The organism is Streptomyces sp. NPDC055632 (assembly GCF_053618675.1).
Window position 1 is genome coordinate 20,877 of sequence record NZ_JBSHHY010000013.1, and the last position, 15,112, is coordinate 35,988.

The 15,112-nt window shown below is 73.3% G+C and carries 10 protein-coding genes; 4 read left to right on the top strand and 6 right to left on the bottom strand.

Annotation, left to right across the window (positions count from 1 at the left end; translation table 11 throughout):
- The first annotated feature begins 80 nt into the window (after window positions 1–80).
- Entirely contained in the window at window positions 81–2,342 is a 2,262-nt protein-coding gene (locus ACWGSR_RS18355; RefSeq protein ID WP_453567499.1) for an FUSC family protein, read from the top strand.
- Here ACWGSR_RS18355 and ACWGSR_RS18360 read toward each other — a convergent pair.
- Window positions 2,339–3,349 carry a polyprenyl synthetase family protein gene (locus ACWGSR_RS18360; protein WP_062752885.1) on the bottom strand — a complete coding sequence of 337 codons (1,011 nt, stop codon included), beginning with the start codon at window positions 3,347–3,349 and terminating at the stop codon, window positions 2,339–2,341. The genes ACWGSR_RS18355 and ACWGSR_RS18360 overlap by 4 nt on opposite strands.
- Before the next feature lie 197 nt (window positions 3,350–3,546).
- On the opposite strand from ACWGSR_RS18360, the gene ACWGSR_RS18365 reads away from it, so the two are divergent.
- Entirely contained in the window at window positions 3,547–5,052 is a 1,506-nt protein-coding gene (locus tag ACWGSR_RS18365) for a peptide MFS transporter (protein ID WP_376232445.1), read from the top strand.
- Between the two features lie 35 nt (window positions 5,053–5,087).
- Entirely contained in the window at window positions 5,088–7,088 is a 2,001-nt protein-coding gene (locus ACWGSR_RS18370) for a CocE/NonD family hydrolase (RefSeq protein ID WP_453567501.1), read from the top strand.
- A gap of 29 nt (window positions 7,089–7,117) precedes the next feature.
- Here ACWGSR_RS18370 and ACWGSR_RS18375 read toward each other — a convergent pair whose 3' ends face one another.
- Complete coding sequence (locus tag ACWGSR_RS18375) at window positions 7,118–8,428, bottom strand: LAETG motif-containing sortase-dependent surface protein (RefSeq protein ID WP_453567503.1); 1,311 nt, start codon at window positions 8,426–8,428, stop codon at window positions 7,118–7,120.
- A gap of 287 nt (window positions 8,429–8,715) precedes the next feature.
- Between ACWGSR_RS18375 and fahA the strand changes: the two genes are divergently transcribed.
- Complete coding sequence (gene fahA, locus ACWGSR_RS18380) at window positions 8,716–9,942, top strand: fumarylacetoacetase (RefSeq protein ID WP_376232449.1); 1,227 nt, start codon at window positions 8,716–8,718, stop codon at window positions 9,940–9,942.
- A 3-nt stretch (window positions 9,943–9,945) separates the two neighbouring features.
- Here the strand turns inward: fahA and ACWGSR_RS18385 are convergent, their stop codons facing one another.
- From ACWGSR_RS18385 to ACWGSR_RS18400, 4 genes are all read right to left on the bottom strand, one after another.
- On the bottom strand, window positions 9,946–10,776 hold the full coding sequence (locus ACWGSR_RS18385) for a dioxygenase family protein (protein WP_453567505.1): 831 nt from the start codon (window positions 10,774–10,776) through the stop codon (window positions 9,946–9,948).
- Window positions 10,777–10,818: 42 nt separating this feature from the next.
- Window positions 10,819–11,742: an AraC family transcriptional regulator gene (locus ACWGSR_RS18390; protein WP_453567507.1), complete on the bottom strand. Its 924-nt coding sequence runs from the start codon at window positions 11,740–11,742 to the stop codon at window positions 10,819–10,821.
- A gap of 138 nt (window positions 11,743–11,880) precedes the next feature.
- A complete protein-coding gene (gene nuoN, locus ACWGSR_RS18395; RefSeq protein WP_453567509.1) occupies window positions 11,881–13,542 on the bottom strand; it encodes an NADH-quinone oxidoreductase subunit NuoN in 1,662 nt (553 codons plus the stop codon).
- Window positions 13,539–15,110, bottom strand: a complete 1,572-nt coding sequence (locus tag ACWGSR_RS18400; protein WP_453567511.1) for an NADH-quinone oxidoreductase subunit M — start codon at window positions 15,108–15,110, stop codon at window positions 13,539–13,541. The genes nuoN and ACWGSR_RS18400 overlap by 4 nt, the downstream gene beginning before the upstream one ends.
- Window positions 15,111–15,112: the final 2 nt, after the last annotated feature.

Here is a 15,112-nt window from a genome sequence, read left to right on the forward strand (position 1 = left end):
GGAACTCCCGGTTCCGCGAAGGCGGGGCCCGTGCTCCCGGGCGAGACTGGCTGGAGGGGGACGGGGCGAGAGGAGCCGTCATGGCCGAGGGGCTCTCCGCGGTGGCGCGCACCGGGCGCCACGCCGCGCACGTCACGGCCGCGACGGCCGCCGGGTTCTATCCGGCGCTCTACCTCCTTGACCGGCCGGTGGCCGGGATCTACGCCCTGTTCACCCCCATCGCGTTCGGCATCCTCTCCCCGCTGCCCGGCGCGGGCCGGGACCGCGCCGCGACCGTGCTGCGGGCGGTGCCGGCCGCCGCCGTGCTCGTCGTCCTCGGGACCGTGCTCGCGGTCGGGACCTGGCCGGCCGTCGCGGGCATGCTGGCGGTCGGGTTCGCACTGGCCTTCGGGGCGGCCTGCGGGCCCCGGACCGCGGGCGCCGCCCCCGGGCTCCAGCTCTTCTACATCCTTGCCTGCTTCCCGCCGTACGAGCCGGAGACCCTGCCCCAGCGCCTCGTCGGACTCGCCGTCGGCGGGGCGCTCCTGGCCCTGGCCGAGGCGTTCCTCTTCCCGGACGCGCCGGAGCCCTCGTACCGCGGGCGGATCGCGGACGCCCTGGACGCGGCGGCCCGTGCCGCCTCCGGGGTCGTACGCGGGGAGGGGCCGGATCCGGAGACCGCCGGGCGGCTCGGGGCGGCCGGGCGGGAGCTGCGCCTGTCGCGGCTGCCCGCCGGGGCCCGGCCGACGGGCGCGGGCCGGACGGACCGGGCCCTGGCCCAGGCGGGGGCCGCGACCCGCCGGCTCCTCGACCAGCTCGCCCTGCTCGCCGCGCACGTCCCGGCGCCCGGGGACACGGTCTCGGCGGACCTGCTGCGGGGGATCGCGGCGAGCTGCACGGAGACGGCCGGGGCCCTGCGGAGGGGTGACCGGGGGCGCCGGGGCCGGGTCCTCGCCGGGCCGCAGCTCCTCGAAGAGATGGTCGCGGACTTCCTGAAGGCGCGCGGCGGGGCCGCCGCCGGGCCGGAGCCCGCCCCGCGCGCCGTCCTGGTCCGGCGGTCGACGGTCCTGACGGCGGCGGTGTCGGCGGTGACCGTCCGCACGGCCGCCTCCCTCGCGCTCGGCGGGCGCGAGCGGCTCCACGGGCTGCCCCGCGAGCAGTTCTGGTACGCGGCGGCGGGACCGGCCCGGCTGCTGGCCGTCCGGATCAGGGGCAATCTGACCCGGCGCTCCGTCGTCTTCCAGAACGCCCTGCGCACCGCGCTCGGCCTGGCGCTTGCCCGTCTGGTGGCCGGTTCGCTCGACCTGTCGCACGGCTTCTGGGTGCTGCTCGCCGTCCTGACGCTGGGACGGACCACGGCGGGCGCCACCTGGTCGGCCGTGCGGTCGGCCGCCGCCGGGACGCTGGCGGGGGCGTTCGCGGCCGGGCTGCTGATCGTGGGGGCCGGGGGCGCATCCGACGTGTACGCGGCGCTGCTGGTGCCGATGATGCTGGTGGCCTTCACGCTGGGCCCGCTGGGCGGCCCGGCGCGGGGCCAGGGGCTCTTCACGCTGGTCGTCGCCACGGCCTTCGCCCAGATCGCGCCGGTGACCTGGCGGCTCGCGGAGGCCCGGCTGGTCGACGTGCTCACCGGCAGCGCGATCGGCCTGCTGTGCGGCCTCCTCGCCTGGCCCGCCGGGGCCCGCGCCGAGATCCGGTACGCCATGTCGGCCCTGCTGCGGTCCGCCGCGCCGTTGGTGCGGGCCACGGCGGCGGCGGTGACGGACGGGAGCGGGCGGGTCGCAGCCCCTGCCCCGGCCCTGGCCCTGGCCGGACCGTCCGCGTCCCCCGGGGATCCCGGGAACCCCGGGCCCCCCTCCCCCGGCGTACGGCTCACCCTGCACCGGCTCCGGATCGCCGAGGCGGCCTACGCGCAGTACCGGACGGAGCCCGCCGCGTCCGCCGCCGGGACCGCCCACGACTGGCTCGCGGTGCTCGACCACGGGTCGCGCACGCTGGTCGGCGCCTACTGGCTGCCCCGTACGGACGGCATGCCGGGGCTGCCGCCGGAGGCCCGGCGCTGGGCGCGGGAGGCGGCCGAGGAGGTGGCCGCGGCGACCGTACGGGCGGCGGGGTTCCCCCCGGACGGCGTACGGGCCGGGCCCGCGCCCCTGCCGCCGGAGGTGGCGGAGCGGGTCCCCGCACCGCTCCTCGCCCCGCTCACGGACGTGGAGGTCTGGCTCCGGGCACTCGCCCGGGACCTGGAGGCGGGCGCGTCCCCGCAGACCCCTCAGGCCCCACAAGCACCACAGGCCCCACAGGCCCCACAGGCCCCACAGGCCCCACAGGCCCCACAGGCCCCACAGGCACAGGACAAGCCCTAACCCGCCCGGTACACCACCGCGTCGCACAGCTCCGCGAGCGCCGACTTGGCGTAGCCGTCGGGCAGCGGGGCCAGCATCGCGCGGGCCTCCTCCGCGTAGCGCACGGTGTCCCGGCGGGCCTGCTCCAGGGCCGGGTGGGCGCGCAGCCGGCGCAGGACCTCGGCGTGCCGGGCGTCGTCGGTGAGGTCGCCGTCGACGAGGGCGACGAGTTCGACGTCCTCGGGGCGCCCGTGTGCGGCGGCCGCGGCCCGCAGGTGCAGGACGGGCAGGGTCGGGATGCCCTCGCGCAGGTCGGTGCCGGGGGTCTTGCCGGACTCGTGGGAGTCGGAGGCGATGTCGAGGACGTCGTCGGCGAGCTGGAAGGCGACGCCGAGCCGCTCGCCGTACTGGGTGAGGGTGTCGACGACGCTCTCGTCGGCGCCGGCCATCATGGCGCCGAAGCGGCAGGCGACGGCGACGAGGGAGCCGGTCTTGCCGCCGAGGACGTCGAGGTAGTGGTCGACGGGGTCGCGGCCGTCGGTGGGTCCGGCGGTCTCCAGGATCTGGCCGGTCACCAGGCGCTCGAACGCCTCGGACTGGATGCGGACGGCCTCCGGGCCGAGGTCCGCGAGCGTGTGGGAGGCGCGGGCGAAGAGGAAGTCGCCGGTGAGGACGGCGATCGAGTTGCCCCAGCGGGTGTTGGCGCTGGGGACGCCGCGCCGGACGTCGGCCTCGTCCATGACGTCGTCGTGGTAGAGCGTGGCGAGGTGGGTCAGCTCGACGACCACGGCGGCGGGCACGATGCCGGGCGCGTAGGGGTCGCCGAACTGGGCGGCGAGCATCACGAGCAGCGGGCGGAAGCGCTTCCCGCCGGCCAGGACGAGGTGCTGCGCGGCCTCCGTGATGAAGGGGACGTCGCTCTTGGTGGCGTCCAGGAGGCCCGCCTCCACGGCCGCCAGACCGGTCTGGACATCGGCCTCAAGAGCCTGGTCCCGCACGCTGAGGCCGAACGGCCCGACGACGGTCACGAAGGGGTCTCCTGTCTGCTGACGCCTGCTGTCGATCACATGGTCGGCAGCGATCACACGGAACGATCAGGCGGATTGTCGATGTGTCGCCGGATTCACTCAAGCCAGCGTATCCGGTCACCTTTCGATCACCGTGGGCGCCTTCCCGTCACCCCCGGTATGTTCGTGATCAGCCGATACCACCAGGAGTAGGCGTTTTGTCCCGAACGAACATCGACACCGACCCGGACGGCGAGCAGCCCCCGCCGGAGGACGACCGCGCCTTCCTCGGGCACCCGAAGGGCCTGCTGACCCTCTCGGGCCTGGAGGTCTGGGAGCGGTTCTCGTTCCTCGGCATGCAGGCGATCCTCGTCCTCTACTTCGCCGCGGCCGTCTCCGACGGCGGACTCGGCATGGCACCGGGCACCGCCGCCTCGGTCTCCGCCGCCTACGGCACGCTGGTCTACCTGGTCTCGGTGGCCGGCGGCTGGCTCGCGGACCGCGTCCTCGGCTCGTACCGCGCGGTCCTCTGGGGCGGGATCCTGATCGCCTGCGGGCACTACGCCATGGCGGTCCCCACGGCCGCCATGACCTGGGTGGGGCTCGGTCTGATCAGCGCCGGGACCGGCCTGCTCAAGCCGAACGTGGCGACCATGGTGGGCAAGCTCTACCGCACCGACGACGACCGCCGCGACGCCGGTTTCGCGCTCTACTACATGGCGATCAACATCGGCGCCTTCGCCGGTCCGCTGATCACCGGCTGGCTCGCCGACCACGAGGGCTACCACTGGGGCTTCTCGGCCGCCGCGATCGGCATGACCTTCGGCCTGGTCCAGTACGTGGCGGGCCGGCGTCACCTGGCCGGGCGCAAGCACTCCGCCGAATTCGCGCTCGCCCCGGACGCCCTGCGCCGGGCGGTCCGGCTGATGGTCGCGGGCGCGGTCGTCGTGGCGGTCGCCGCCACGGTCCTGGCCCTGGTCGGGTGGCTGACGATCGACCGGTTCGTGGACGTGCTGACCCTGATCTCGGTGGTCGCGCCGGCCGTCTACTTCTGGGTGATGTTCACCAGCCCCCGGGTCACGCCCGAGGAGCGCGGCCGCCTGCGGCCGTACGTCGTGCTCTTCCTGGCCTCGGTGGTGTTCAACTTCATCCTCTTCCAGGCGTACTCGACGATGATCCTGCTGGCCTCCACCAACGCCCGCACCACCCTCCTCGGCTTCGACTTCCCCGCGAGCTGGTACGCCTCCGCCCTCGGCGCCTTCGAGGTGGCCCTGGCGCCCGTGGTGGCCACCGCCTGGTCCCGGATGGGCCACCGCCAGCCGCACGTCTCGAACAAGATCGCGTTCGGGGTGATCCTGGGCGGCCTGTCGTTCCTCCTGATGGTCCTGCCGACCTCCGGGCACGCCGACGACACCTACCGGATGGCCGCGTGGTGGATCGTCGGCTCGTACGTGCTGCTCGGCCTCGGCGACGTCCTCGTGGAGACCTCCGGGATGTCCGCCACCAGCAAGCTCGCCCCGAAGGCCTTCTCCAGCCAGACGATGTCGCTCTGGTTCCTCTCCCTGGCGCTCGCCAACGGGATCCAGGCCCAGACCGTGAAGCTCTACGACGACGTCTCCAAGCCCGCGTACTTCGGTGTGAACGGCGCGGTGGCCGTCGCCGTCGGCCTCGTCGTGATCGCCCTGGCGCCCTGGTTGCGCCGCACCATGCACCCCGTCCACTGAGCGCCGCGCCCGCCGTCCGTCCCCGAGGTGACCCGATGCCGAAGATCCGCACCGACTTCCCGTACGAGACCCGCCGCGAGGACGTCCGCATCCCGATGCCGGACGGCACCCCGCTGTACGCGCGCGTGTGGCGCCCGGTCACCGAGGAGCCCGTACCGGCCCTCCTGGAGTACCTGCCGTACCGCCTGAGCGACTGGACCGCGCCCCGCGACCACCAGCGCCACCCCTGGTACGCGGGCCACGGCTACGCCTCCGTACGGGTGGACGTGCGCGGCCACGGCAACAGCGGGGGCCTGCCGGGCGACGAGTACGACGCGACCGAGCTGGCGGACGGCGTGGCCGTGGTGAACTGGCTCGCCGAGCAGCCCTGGTGCACGGGGAGGGTCGGCATGTTCGGGATCTCCTGGGGCGGCTTCAACTCGCTCCAGATCGCCGCCCTCGCCCCCGAGCCGCTGAAGGCGGTCGTCACCGTCTGCTCCACCGACGACCGGTACGACAACGACGTGCACTACATGGGCGGCTCGGTCCTCGGCGTCGACATGCACGCCTGGGGCGCCACCATGCTCGCCTTCTCCTGCCGGCCGCCGGACCCGGAGCACGTCGGCGACGAGTGGCGGGCGATGTGGCTGCGGCGCCTGGAGGCCGTGGAGCCGCTCGTCGACACCTGGCTCTCCCACCAGACCCGGGACGCGTACTGGAAGCACGGCAGCGTCTGCGAGGACTACGGCGCGATCGGGGCCGCCGTCCTCGCCGTGGGCGGCTGGCACGACCCGTACCGGGACACCGTGCTGCGGCTCGTCCGGCACCTGCCGGCGGACCGGGTGCGCGGGATCGTCGGGCCCTGGTCGCACCAGTACCCGGACCGGGGGCTTCCGCCCGGGCCCGCGATCGGCTTCCTCCAGGAGACCCTGCGCTGGTGGGACCACCACCTCAAGGGGGCCGCGAACGGCGTCATGGACGAGCCGCTGCTGCGCTCCTGGATCAGCGACTCGCACCCGCCGGCCACCGTCTACGAGGAGCTGCCGGGCCGCTGGGTCGCCGACCCCGCCTGGCCGTCCCCGAACGTCACCCCCGTCGCGTACGGCTTCCAGGGCTCCCCGGTGGTCGTCGACTCGCCCCAGCAGACCGGGATCGACGCGGGCCGCTTCTTCCCCTTCGGCAACGACGCCGACCTGCCGCCCGACCAGCGCGAGGAGGACGCCCACTCGGCCTGCTTCGACTTCCCCGTGCCCGAGGACGGCGATCCCGTCGAGATCCTGGGCCGCCCGTCCGTGACCCTGTCCCTGCGCGTGGCCGCGCCCACCGGGCAGGTGATCGCCCGGCTCTGCGACATCGCCCCGGACGGCTCCTCCACCCTCGTCACCCGGGGCGCCCTGAACTTCTCCGCCCGCCACGGCCGCGACCGGACCGAGCCGGCCAGGATCGGTGAGACGGAGGGCTTCACCTTCGAACTGAACGGCATCGGCCACGCCTTCGCGCCCGGCCACCGGGTGCGGCTCGCGGTCTCCTCCACGTACTGGCCGTGGATCTGGCCCCGGCCCGACGCGGCGGGCTTCACGCTCGACCCGGCGGGCTCCTCCCTCACCCTGCCGGTCCGCCGCCGCACCGAGGACGCGGTCGCGTGGGAGGAGCCGGAGCAGGCCGCACCGCTGAAGGTCGTGTACCCGGCCTCACCGGAGGAGCGGCGCCCGGAGCGGGTGGTGGTCCGGGACGTGGCCAAGGGCGAGTGGCGCCTGGAGGTGGACCCCAAGTACGGCGGCACGCGCGTGTACCCGGACGGCCTGGAGTTCACCGAGGACGCCCTGGAGACCTACACGATCGAGGAGAGCGGCCCGTTGACCGCCCGCACCCGCTCGGACTGGACGATCCGGCTGCACCGCCCCGACCGGGACTGGGACGTCGGCGTGGAGACCCGCTCGGAGATCACCTGCGACGCGGAGGCCTTCCACACCTCGAACGAGGTGGTGTGCCGGGAGGGCGACGAGGTCGTCTTCCACCGCACCTGGGAGAAGCGGATCCCCCGCACGGCGGGCTGAGCGCCGCCGTACGGGGGATCCGGACCTGCTTACGCCTGCGAACCGGCCTTGCGGCGGCGGACGACGAACACCGCGCCGGCGCCGAGGACGACGGCCCCGGCGGCGGCGAGGCCGATCATCGGCAGGGCGTCGTTCGAGCCGGTGGCGGCGAGGTTGCCGTTGGTCACCGGGGTGCTGGACGAACCGCCCTGCTGGGTGGTGCCGGTGTTGCCGGTGGTGGGCACCGGGGCGGGCGTCGTGGTCGACGGCGACGGGGTCGGGGTCGGCTTCGGCTTGTCGCCCTTGGCGGCGAGGATGTCGAACTCGGCGGTCCCGGGCTCCTCACCGATTCCGCAGGAGCCGTCGTTGTTCTCGTACGCGCCCATGGCGAAGACGACGCCGGGGCCCGCCGGGGTCTTGGGGGCGACCGTGAGGCGCAGCTTCACGTCGTAATGGCCGCCCTTGAGCAGCTCACCGACCTCGATGGCGTTCCCGTTCTCGGTGAGCGGCGTCCACTCCAGGACGTCGGCGGAGGACCACTCGACGGTGATGTACTCCTCGAAGAAGTCCTCGTCCTCGATGCTGTCGGGCATCGCGGCGGCGAAGGCGTAGGCCTCGACCTCGTCGAGGGTCCTCTGCGAGGTGTTGGAGACGCGCAGCGAGAAGAGGGCGCTGGTGCCGGCGGTGATCTTCTCCGGACCGTCGAGGGAGACCTTGACGGTCTTGTCTTCGGCGCACTCCTGACCGATCGTCTCGAAGTCTTCGAGGGCCTTCTTCGCCTTGGCGAGCTCCTTCTCGGCCAGCTCGATCTCCTCGTTGAGGATCTGGGCCCTGCGCGAGAGGGCGACACGGGCGTCGGAGCAAGCGGTCTGGACCTCCTTGAGGCTGAGGTCTGCGGCGGTCTTGGCGGTGACGGCCTCCTCGACGGCCTTCTTCGCGTCGGCGAGGCCCTTCTCGGCGAGCTCCTTCTCCTCCGCGCCGGCGGTCTCGGGAAGTTTGTCCAGCGTCTCCTGCGCCGCGATCAGCTTCCGGTCGGCGGCCTCCTTGGTCTCCTTGGCCACCCTGGCGGCCTCCTCGGCCGCCTTGAGCTTGGCCTCCAGGGCCGGGTCCAGCACGTTGTTCTTGAGGTCGTACAGGACCTGCTCGCGCTCCGCCTCCAAGGCGTCGAGCTTCGCCTGCGCCTTGACGACGGCGGCCTTCAGCTCCTTGTGCGTCGACAGCGTGTCGTCGCCGGCCGCAGGCTTCTGCGTGGAGGCGGGCGACGGCTTGGTGTCGGCGAAGGCGGGAGCGGCGGACAGGAACACGACCGGCGTGGTGACGGCGGCGGCCACTGCGGTCGCGAGAATGCGGCGGATCTTCACGTTGTGGACCTTTTCCTGGTCAGGGGGTCGAAAGAAGAGCGGGGCGTGCTCCTGCGGCTGCCTCACGCGGCGCGACGCCACCGCGATCGTAGGTCCCGGCGCCCCGCCCCGGGAGACCCGTTTCCACGGCCCCGGGCGGGCGGGAACGACCGCCGGGCACCCAAAGGGAGCGAACGCGGACAGTTGCCCACGGAGGCCGCACTTTCCGTGTGATCCATGTCATCAGCGCCCGGCGGCCCGACCCGTAACGTGTCCCCCAACACCCGTGGAAAGCGAGGCAAGCACCGATGTCCGAGCACAGCCCGCTCGACCTGGCCGAGGGCGATCCCTTCGGCCCGCACAACCTCCCGTACGGCGTCTTCTCCACCGCCGAGGAGCCCGACCGGCGCCGGCTCGGCGTCCGGATCGGCGGGTACGTGCTGGACGCGGGGGCCGCGGCGCACGCGCTCGGCTCCCCCTACGCGTCACTCCTTGCGCAGCCCAGCCTGAACCCGCTCCTCGCCGCCGGGCGGACCGCCTGGCGCGACGTCCGCCGGGCGCTCACGGCCTGGGTGACGGTCCCCGCGCACCGGGCCGACGTCGAGCCGCTCCTCCACCCGCTGGACGCGGTGACGCTGCACCTGCCGTACGAGGTCGCGGACTACGTCGACTTCTACGCGAGCGAGCACCACGCGACCAACGTGGGCCGGATCTTCCGCCCCGACGGCGACGCGCTCACCCCCAACTGGAAGCACCTGCCGATCGGTTACCACGGGCGCGCGGGCACGGTCGTGGTCTCCGGCACCGACGTCGTGCGCCCCTCCGGGCAGCGCAAGGCGCCCGCCGACCCGGCACCGGTCTTCGGGCCGTCGGTGAAGCTGGACATCGAGGCGGAGGTCGGCTTCCTGGTCGGCACCCCGTCGGAGCTGGGCCGGCCGGTGCCGCTCGCCGACTTCCGGGAGCACGTCTTCGGCCTGACGCTGCTCAACGACTGGTCGGCGCGGGACGTGCAGGCCTGGGAGTACGTGCCGCTCGGCCCGTTCCTCGGCAAGTCGTTCCAGACGTCGGTCTCGGCGTGGGTGACGCCCCTGGAGGCCCTGGACGCGGCCCGCACCGCCCCGCCCGCGCGGGACTTCCCGCTCCTGCCGTACCTGGACGACGCGGACGAGGAGGAGCAGGGCGGCTTCGACCTGCGGATCACCGTCGAGATCAACGGCGAGGTGGTGGCCGAGCCGCCGTTCTCCTCGATGTACTGGACGGCGGCCCAGCAGCTCGCCCACATGACGGTGAACGGCGCGTCGCTGCGCACGGGCGACCTGTACGGCTCCGGGACGGTCTCCGGGCCCGAGGTGAACCAGCGCGGTTCGCTCCTGGAGCTGACCTGGAACGGCCGTGACGCGCTCGAACTGTCCGGCGGGAAGCGGACGTTCCTGGAGGACGGCGACGAGGTCGTCCTGACGGCGTGGGCTCCGGGCCCGGACGGCACCCGGGTCGCCCTGGGCGAGGTCCGGGGCCGGATCGCCCCCGCCGTCTGACCGTCAGGCGGCCCGCCAGAGGGCGGGGACGTTCGGCGGCTGCCAGCCGGGCTGGGCGGTGTGCGCCTGGAGGCACACGTAGCCCGCTCCGCCGTAGGTGACGGCGTCCCCGGCCCGGTAGGCGGTGCCGACCGCCCAGCTGCCCCCCGGCGGCTGGGTGGTCGGGGTGGGCGTGGGCGTCGGCGTCGGGCCGGGGTTCTGCGGCACGTCGAGGACGAAGTCGAAGGCGGCCTCGCGCGCCCCGCCCGCGTCCCGCACGGTCATGAGCAGCCGCGGGTCGAAGAGGGCGTCGGTGTTGTTGCGGGGCTCGCCCGGGAAGTACAGCTGCGTGGTGAGCACCGGGCGGCCGGGGGCCTGGACCTTGACGTGGAGGTGCCGGGTGCGGCCGGGGTAGAGGCCGGGCACGATCGTGGTGAGCTTGAAGGAGCCGTCGGCGCCGGTGAACTGGTGGCCGCGGAAGCGGAACCCGGTGTTGTCGTAGGCGCCGTTGGTGTCGGCCTGCCAGAAGTCGAGCAGGACGCCGGATATCGGCCGGCAGGCGCGCCCGAAGACGTATCCGCCGACGGTGAGCCGGACGCCGGGGGTGTTGGACTCCAGCAGGCTGGAGCGCAGCGGGGAGTTGGGCTTGAAGTACGGGCCCTCCATCTGCGCCGGGGTGGGGTCGTCGCCGTCGTCGCACGCGGGGGTGAGGGCGGGTGCCTCCTGGCCGCCGGTCAGGGTGCGGGCGAGCGCGGGGACGCCCATGAGCACCGCGGGGGCCGCCATGCCGGCCGCGAGCGCGGCCCGCAGGACGGTCTTGCGGGTCACGTGGCCGGTGCTGGTCTCGTTGTCCATGTGCCTGGCTCCTCGGGTGGGGGGCTGGGATCGGCAACGAACCTAGGGGCCCGCGGCACCGGGTTCGATGGACGGAACGCGGCGGTCGTGGTCTTTTCGGAAGCGCCCGGGGCTGCGGCCGACCTCCCTCCGGAAGAACCGGCAGAAGTAGGCGGCGTCGTCGAACCCGACCCGGGCGGCCACCTGCCGCACGGGCAGCCCGGTGGCGACGAGCAGCCGCTGCGCCTCCCGCACCCGCTCCTGGCGCAGGAGCGCGGCGGGCGTGCGGCCGGTGGCCGCCCGCACCACCTCGGTGAGGTGTCCGGGGGTCACCCCGATCCGCTCGGCGCACTCCCGCACGGAGAGCCCGGTGGTCCCGGCGGTGCGGGCGAGCCGCAGGAACTCCTCGGCCAGGCCGCGCGGCGGCGGCAGGTCCCCGCCCCCGCCGCCGGGCAGCCGGACGGCCCGCACGAGGAGCACGTGGAGCAGGGACCGCAGCACCCCGGCGAACCCGTCGGCCCCGTACCGGTACTCCTCGGCCAGGTCGCCCATCAGCCGGGCCGTGCGCTCGTGGCCGGCGGCGTCGAGGTCCGCCCAGGGCCGCTCCCCGAGCCGTCGCAGCAGCTCCTCGTCGTCGGGCCCGCCGACCAGGAACTCGGGCGTGAAGAGGGCGAGCGACCCTTCGAGCCCGCGCACGCCCTCCCAGTGGTGCACCTGTCCGGGCAGGATCACCCCGAGCTGCGGCGGCCGCACCTCGTACCGCTCCAGGTCGAGCACGTGGACGCCGCTGCCCTCGGTGACGTGCACGATCTCGTAGAAGGTGTGCCGGTGCGGGTACGCGGCCCGCGACATCGGCCCCATCGCGTCGAACCCTCCGGCAGCGAAGGGCACCTGGTCGGGCAGCCGCAGTTCGAGCCGGTGCACGGGCGGGTCGCCGGCCCTCGGGGCGTCGCAGGGGGTGCCTGGTAAGACGGTGGTGCCGCGCATCGTGACGCTTCCCTTCCGACGACTGGTACAGACCATTCGGGGCGGCTTCCACGATGGCACGGCACCTGCCGGGGGTGAAGTACGCCGAAGGGCCCGGCTCCTGGAGGAGCCGGGCCCTTCGTGCGCGTCCGTCCGGGGCTACCGCACGAACACGCTGGCCTGGTTCGCCAGGTCCAGGAAGTACTGCGGCGCGAGGCCGAGGACCAGGGTGACCGCCACGCCCGCCGTGATGGCGACGGTGGTGAAGGCCGAGGGGACGGCGACCGTGGGGCCGTCCGCCTTGGGCTCGCTGAAGAACATGAGCACGATGACCCGGATGTAGAAGAAGGCCGCGATCGCCGAGGAGAGCACGCCGACCACCACGAGGGCGCCCGCGCCGCCCTCCGCCGCCGCCTTGAAGACCGCGAACTTCCCGGAGAATCCGGAGGTCAGCGGGATGCCGGCGAAGGCGAGGAGGAAGACCGCGAAGACCGCCGCGACGAGCGGCGAACGGCGCCCGAGACCGGCCCACTTGGAGAGGTGGGTGGCCTCGCCGCCCGCGTCCCTGACCAGGGTGACGACGGCGAAGGCGCCGATCGTCACGAAGGAGTACGCGCCCAGGTAGAAGAGGACGGAGGAGATGCCGTCGGGGGTGGCGGCGATGACGCCCGCGAGCAGGAAGCCCGCGTGCGCGATGGACGAGTACGCCAGGAGCCGCTTGATGTCGGTCTGGGTGATGGCGACGATCGCGCCGCCCAGCATGGTGAGGATCGCGACGCCCCACATGACCGGCCGCCAGTCCCAGGTGAGGCCCGGCAGGACCACGTAGAGCAGGCGGAGCAGCGCGCCGAAGGCGGCGACCTTGGTCGCGGCGGCCATGAAGCCGGTGACCGGGGTCGGGGCGCCCTGGTAGACGTCCGGGGTCCACATGTGGAACGGCACGGCGCCGACCTTGAAGAGGAGGCCCATGAGGACCATGGCGAAGCCGATGAGGAGCAGCGCGTCGTTCCCCATGGTGTCGGCGAGCGCCGGGTTCACCGAGGCGACCGCCCCGTCGACGACGTCGGCGATCGTGGCGTACGAGACGGAGCCCGCGTAGCCGTAGAGCAGGGCGATCCCGAAGAGCAGGAAGGCCGAGGAGAAGGCGCCGAGCAGGAAGTACTTGACGGCCGCCTCCTGCGACATCAGCCGCTTGCGGCGGGCGACGGCGCACAGCAGGTACAGCGGGAGGGAGAAGACCTCCAGGGCGATGAAGAGCGTCAGGAGGTCGTTGGCCGCCGGGAAGACCAGCATGCCCGCGACGGCGAAGAGGGCGAACGGGAACACCTCGGTGGTGGTGAACCCGGCCTTGACCGCCGCCTTCTCGTGGTCGCTGCCGGGCACGGCGGCGGCCTCGGCGGCGAAGGAGTCGACCCGGTGGCCGTGGTCGGCCGGGTCGAGCCTGCGCTCGGCGAAGGTGAAGACCGCCACGATCGAGGCGAGCAGGATGGTGCCCTGGAGGAAGAGGGCGGGTCCGTCGACCGCGATGGCGCCCATGGCCGCGATGTGGGCCTTGGTGGAGCCGTAGCCGCCGGCCGCCAGGCCGACGACGGCGGCGAAGGAGGCGGCGAGCGCGAGGACGCTCAGGAAGACCTGGGCGGTGTAGCGGCCCCTGCGGGGCACGAAGGCCTCGACGAGGACGCTGAGGACCGCGGCGCCGACCACGATGAGCACGGGCGCGAGCTGCGTGTACTCGATGTGGGGCGCCGGGATCTTCTCCAGCGGCTCGGCGGCGGTCGTCCACAGGGTGTGGACGGAGGATGCGACAGCGGGAGTGCTCACTTGGCCGCCTCCACTTCTGGCTGGGGGTCCTTCTGCTGGACGTCGGACATGGTGTGCCGCACCGCCGGGTTGACGACGTCCGTCAGCGGCTTCGGGAAGACCCCGAGGAAGATCAGGAGGGCGATCAGCGGGACGACCACGGCCAGCTCGCGCGGCCGCAGGTCCGGCAGCTTCCGGACCTCCTCCTTCACCGGCCCGGTCATCGTCCGCTGGTACAGGACGAGGGTGTAGAGCGCGGCGAGGACGATGCCGGTGGTGGCGATGACGCCGGCCACCGGGTAGCGGGCGAAGGTGCCGACCAGGACCAGGAACTCGCTGACGAACGGAGCGAGTCCGGGCAGCGACAGGGTCGCGAGGCCGCCGATCAGGAAGGTGCCGGCGAGCACCGGCGCGACCTTCTGCACGCCGCCGTAGTCGGCGATGAGCCGCGAGCCGCGCCGGGAGATCAGGAACCCGGCGACGAGCATCAGGGCGGCGGTCGAGATGCCGTGGTTGACCATGTAGAGCGTGGCGCCGGACTGGCCCTGGCTGGTCATCGCGAAGATGCCCAGGATGATGAAGCCGAAGTGCGAGATGGACGCGTAGGCGACCAGGCGCTTGATGTCCCGCTGGCCGACGGCGACGAGCGCGCCGTAGACGATGCTGATCAGGGCGAGGACGACGATCGCGGGCGTGGCCCACTTCGAGGCCTCGGGGAAGAGCCCGAGGCAGAAGCGGAGCATCGCGAAGGTGCCGACCTTGTCGACGACGGCGGTGATGAGGACGGCGACCGGGGCGGTGGCCTCCCCCATCGCGTTCGGCAGCCAGGTGTGCAGCGGCCACAGCGGCGCCTTCACCGCGAAGGCGAAGAAGAAGCCGAGGAACAGCCAGCGCTCGGTGCTGGTCGCGATCTCCAGGGAGCCGTTGGCCCGGGCCCCGGCGATCTCGGTGAGCGAGAAGTTCCCCGCGACCACGTACAGGCCGATGACGGCGGCCAGCATGATCAGGCCGCCGACCAGGTTGTAGAGGAGGAACTTGACGGCCGCGTAGGAGCGCTGGGCCGCCGCGTTCTCGTCGGAGCCCGCGTGGGCCCGGTCGCCGAAGCCGCCGATGAGGAAGTACATCGGGATGAGCATGGCTTCGAACAGGATGTAGAAGAGGAAGACGTCGGTGGCCTCGAAGGAGAGGATCACCATCGCCTCGACCATGAGGATCAGGGCGAAGAAGCCCTGGGTCGGGCGCCACCTCTTCGACGAGGTCTCCAGGGGGTCGGCGTCGTGCCAGCCGGCCAGGATGACGAACGGGATGAGCAGCGCGGTGAGCGCGATCAGCGCCACCCCGATGCCGTCCACGCCCAGCTCGTACCGGACCCCGAAGTCCTTGATCCAGGCGTACGACTCGGTGAGCTGGTAGCGCTCGCCGCCGGGCTCGAAGCGTACGAAGACGATCCCGGCGAGGACGAGCGTGGCGAGCGAGACGAGCAGCGCCAGCCACTTGGCGGCGGTGCGGCGGGCGGCGGGCACGGCGGCGGTCAGGATCGCACCGACCGCCGGCACCGCTGCCGTCACCGTAAGGAGCGGGAAGGACATGA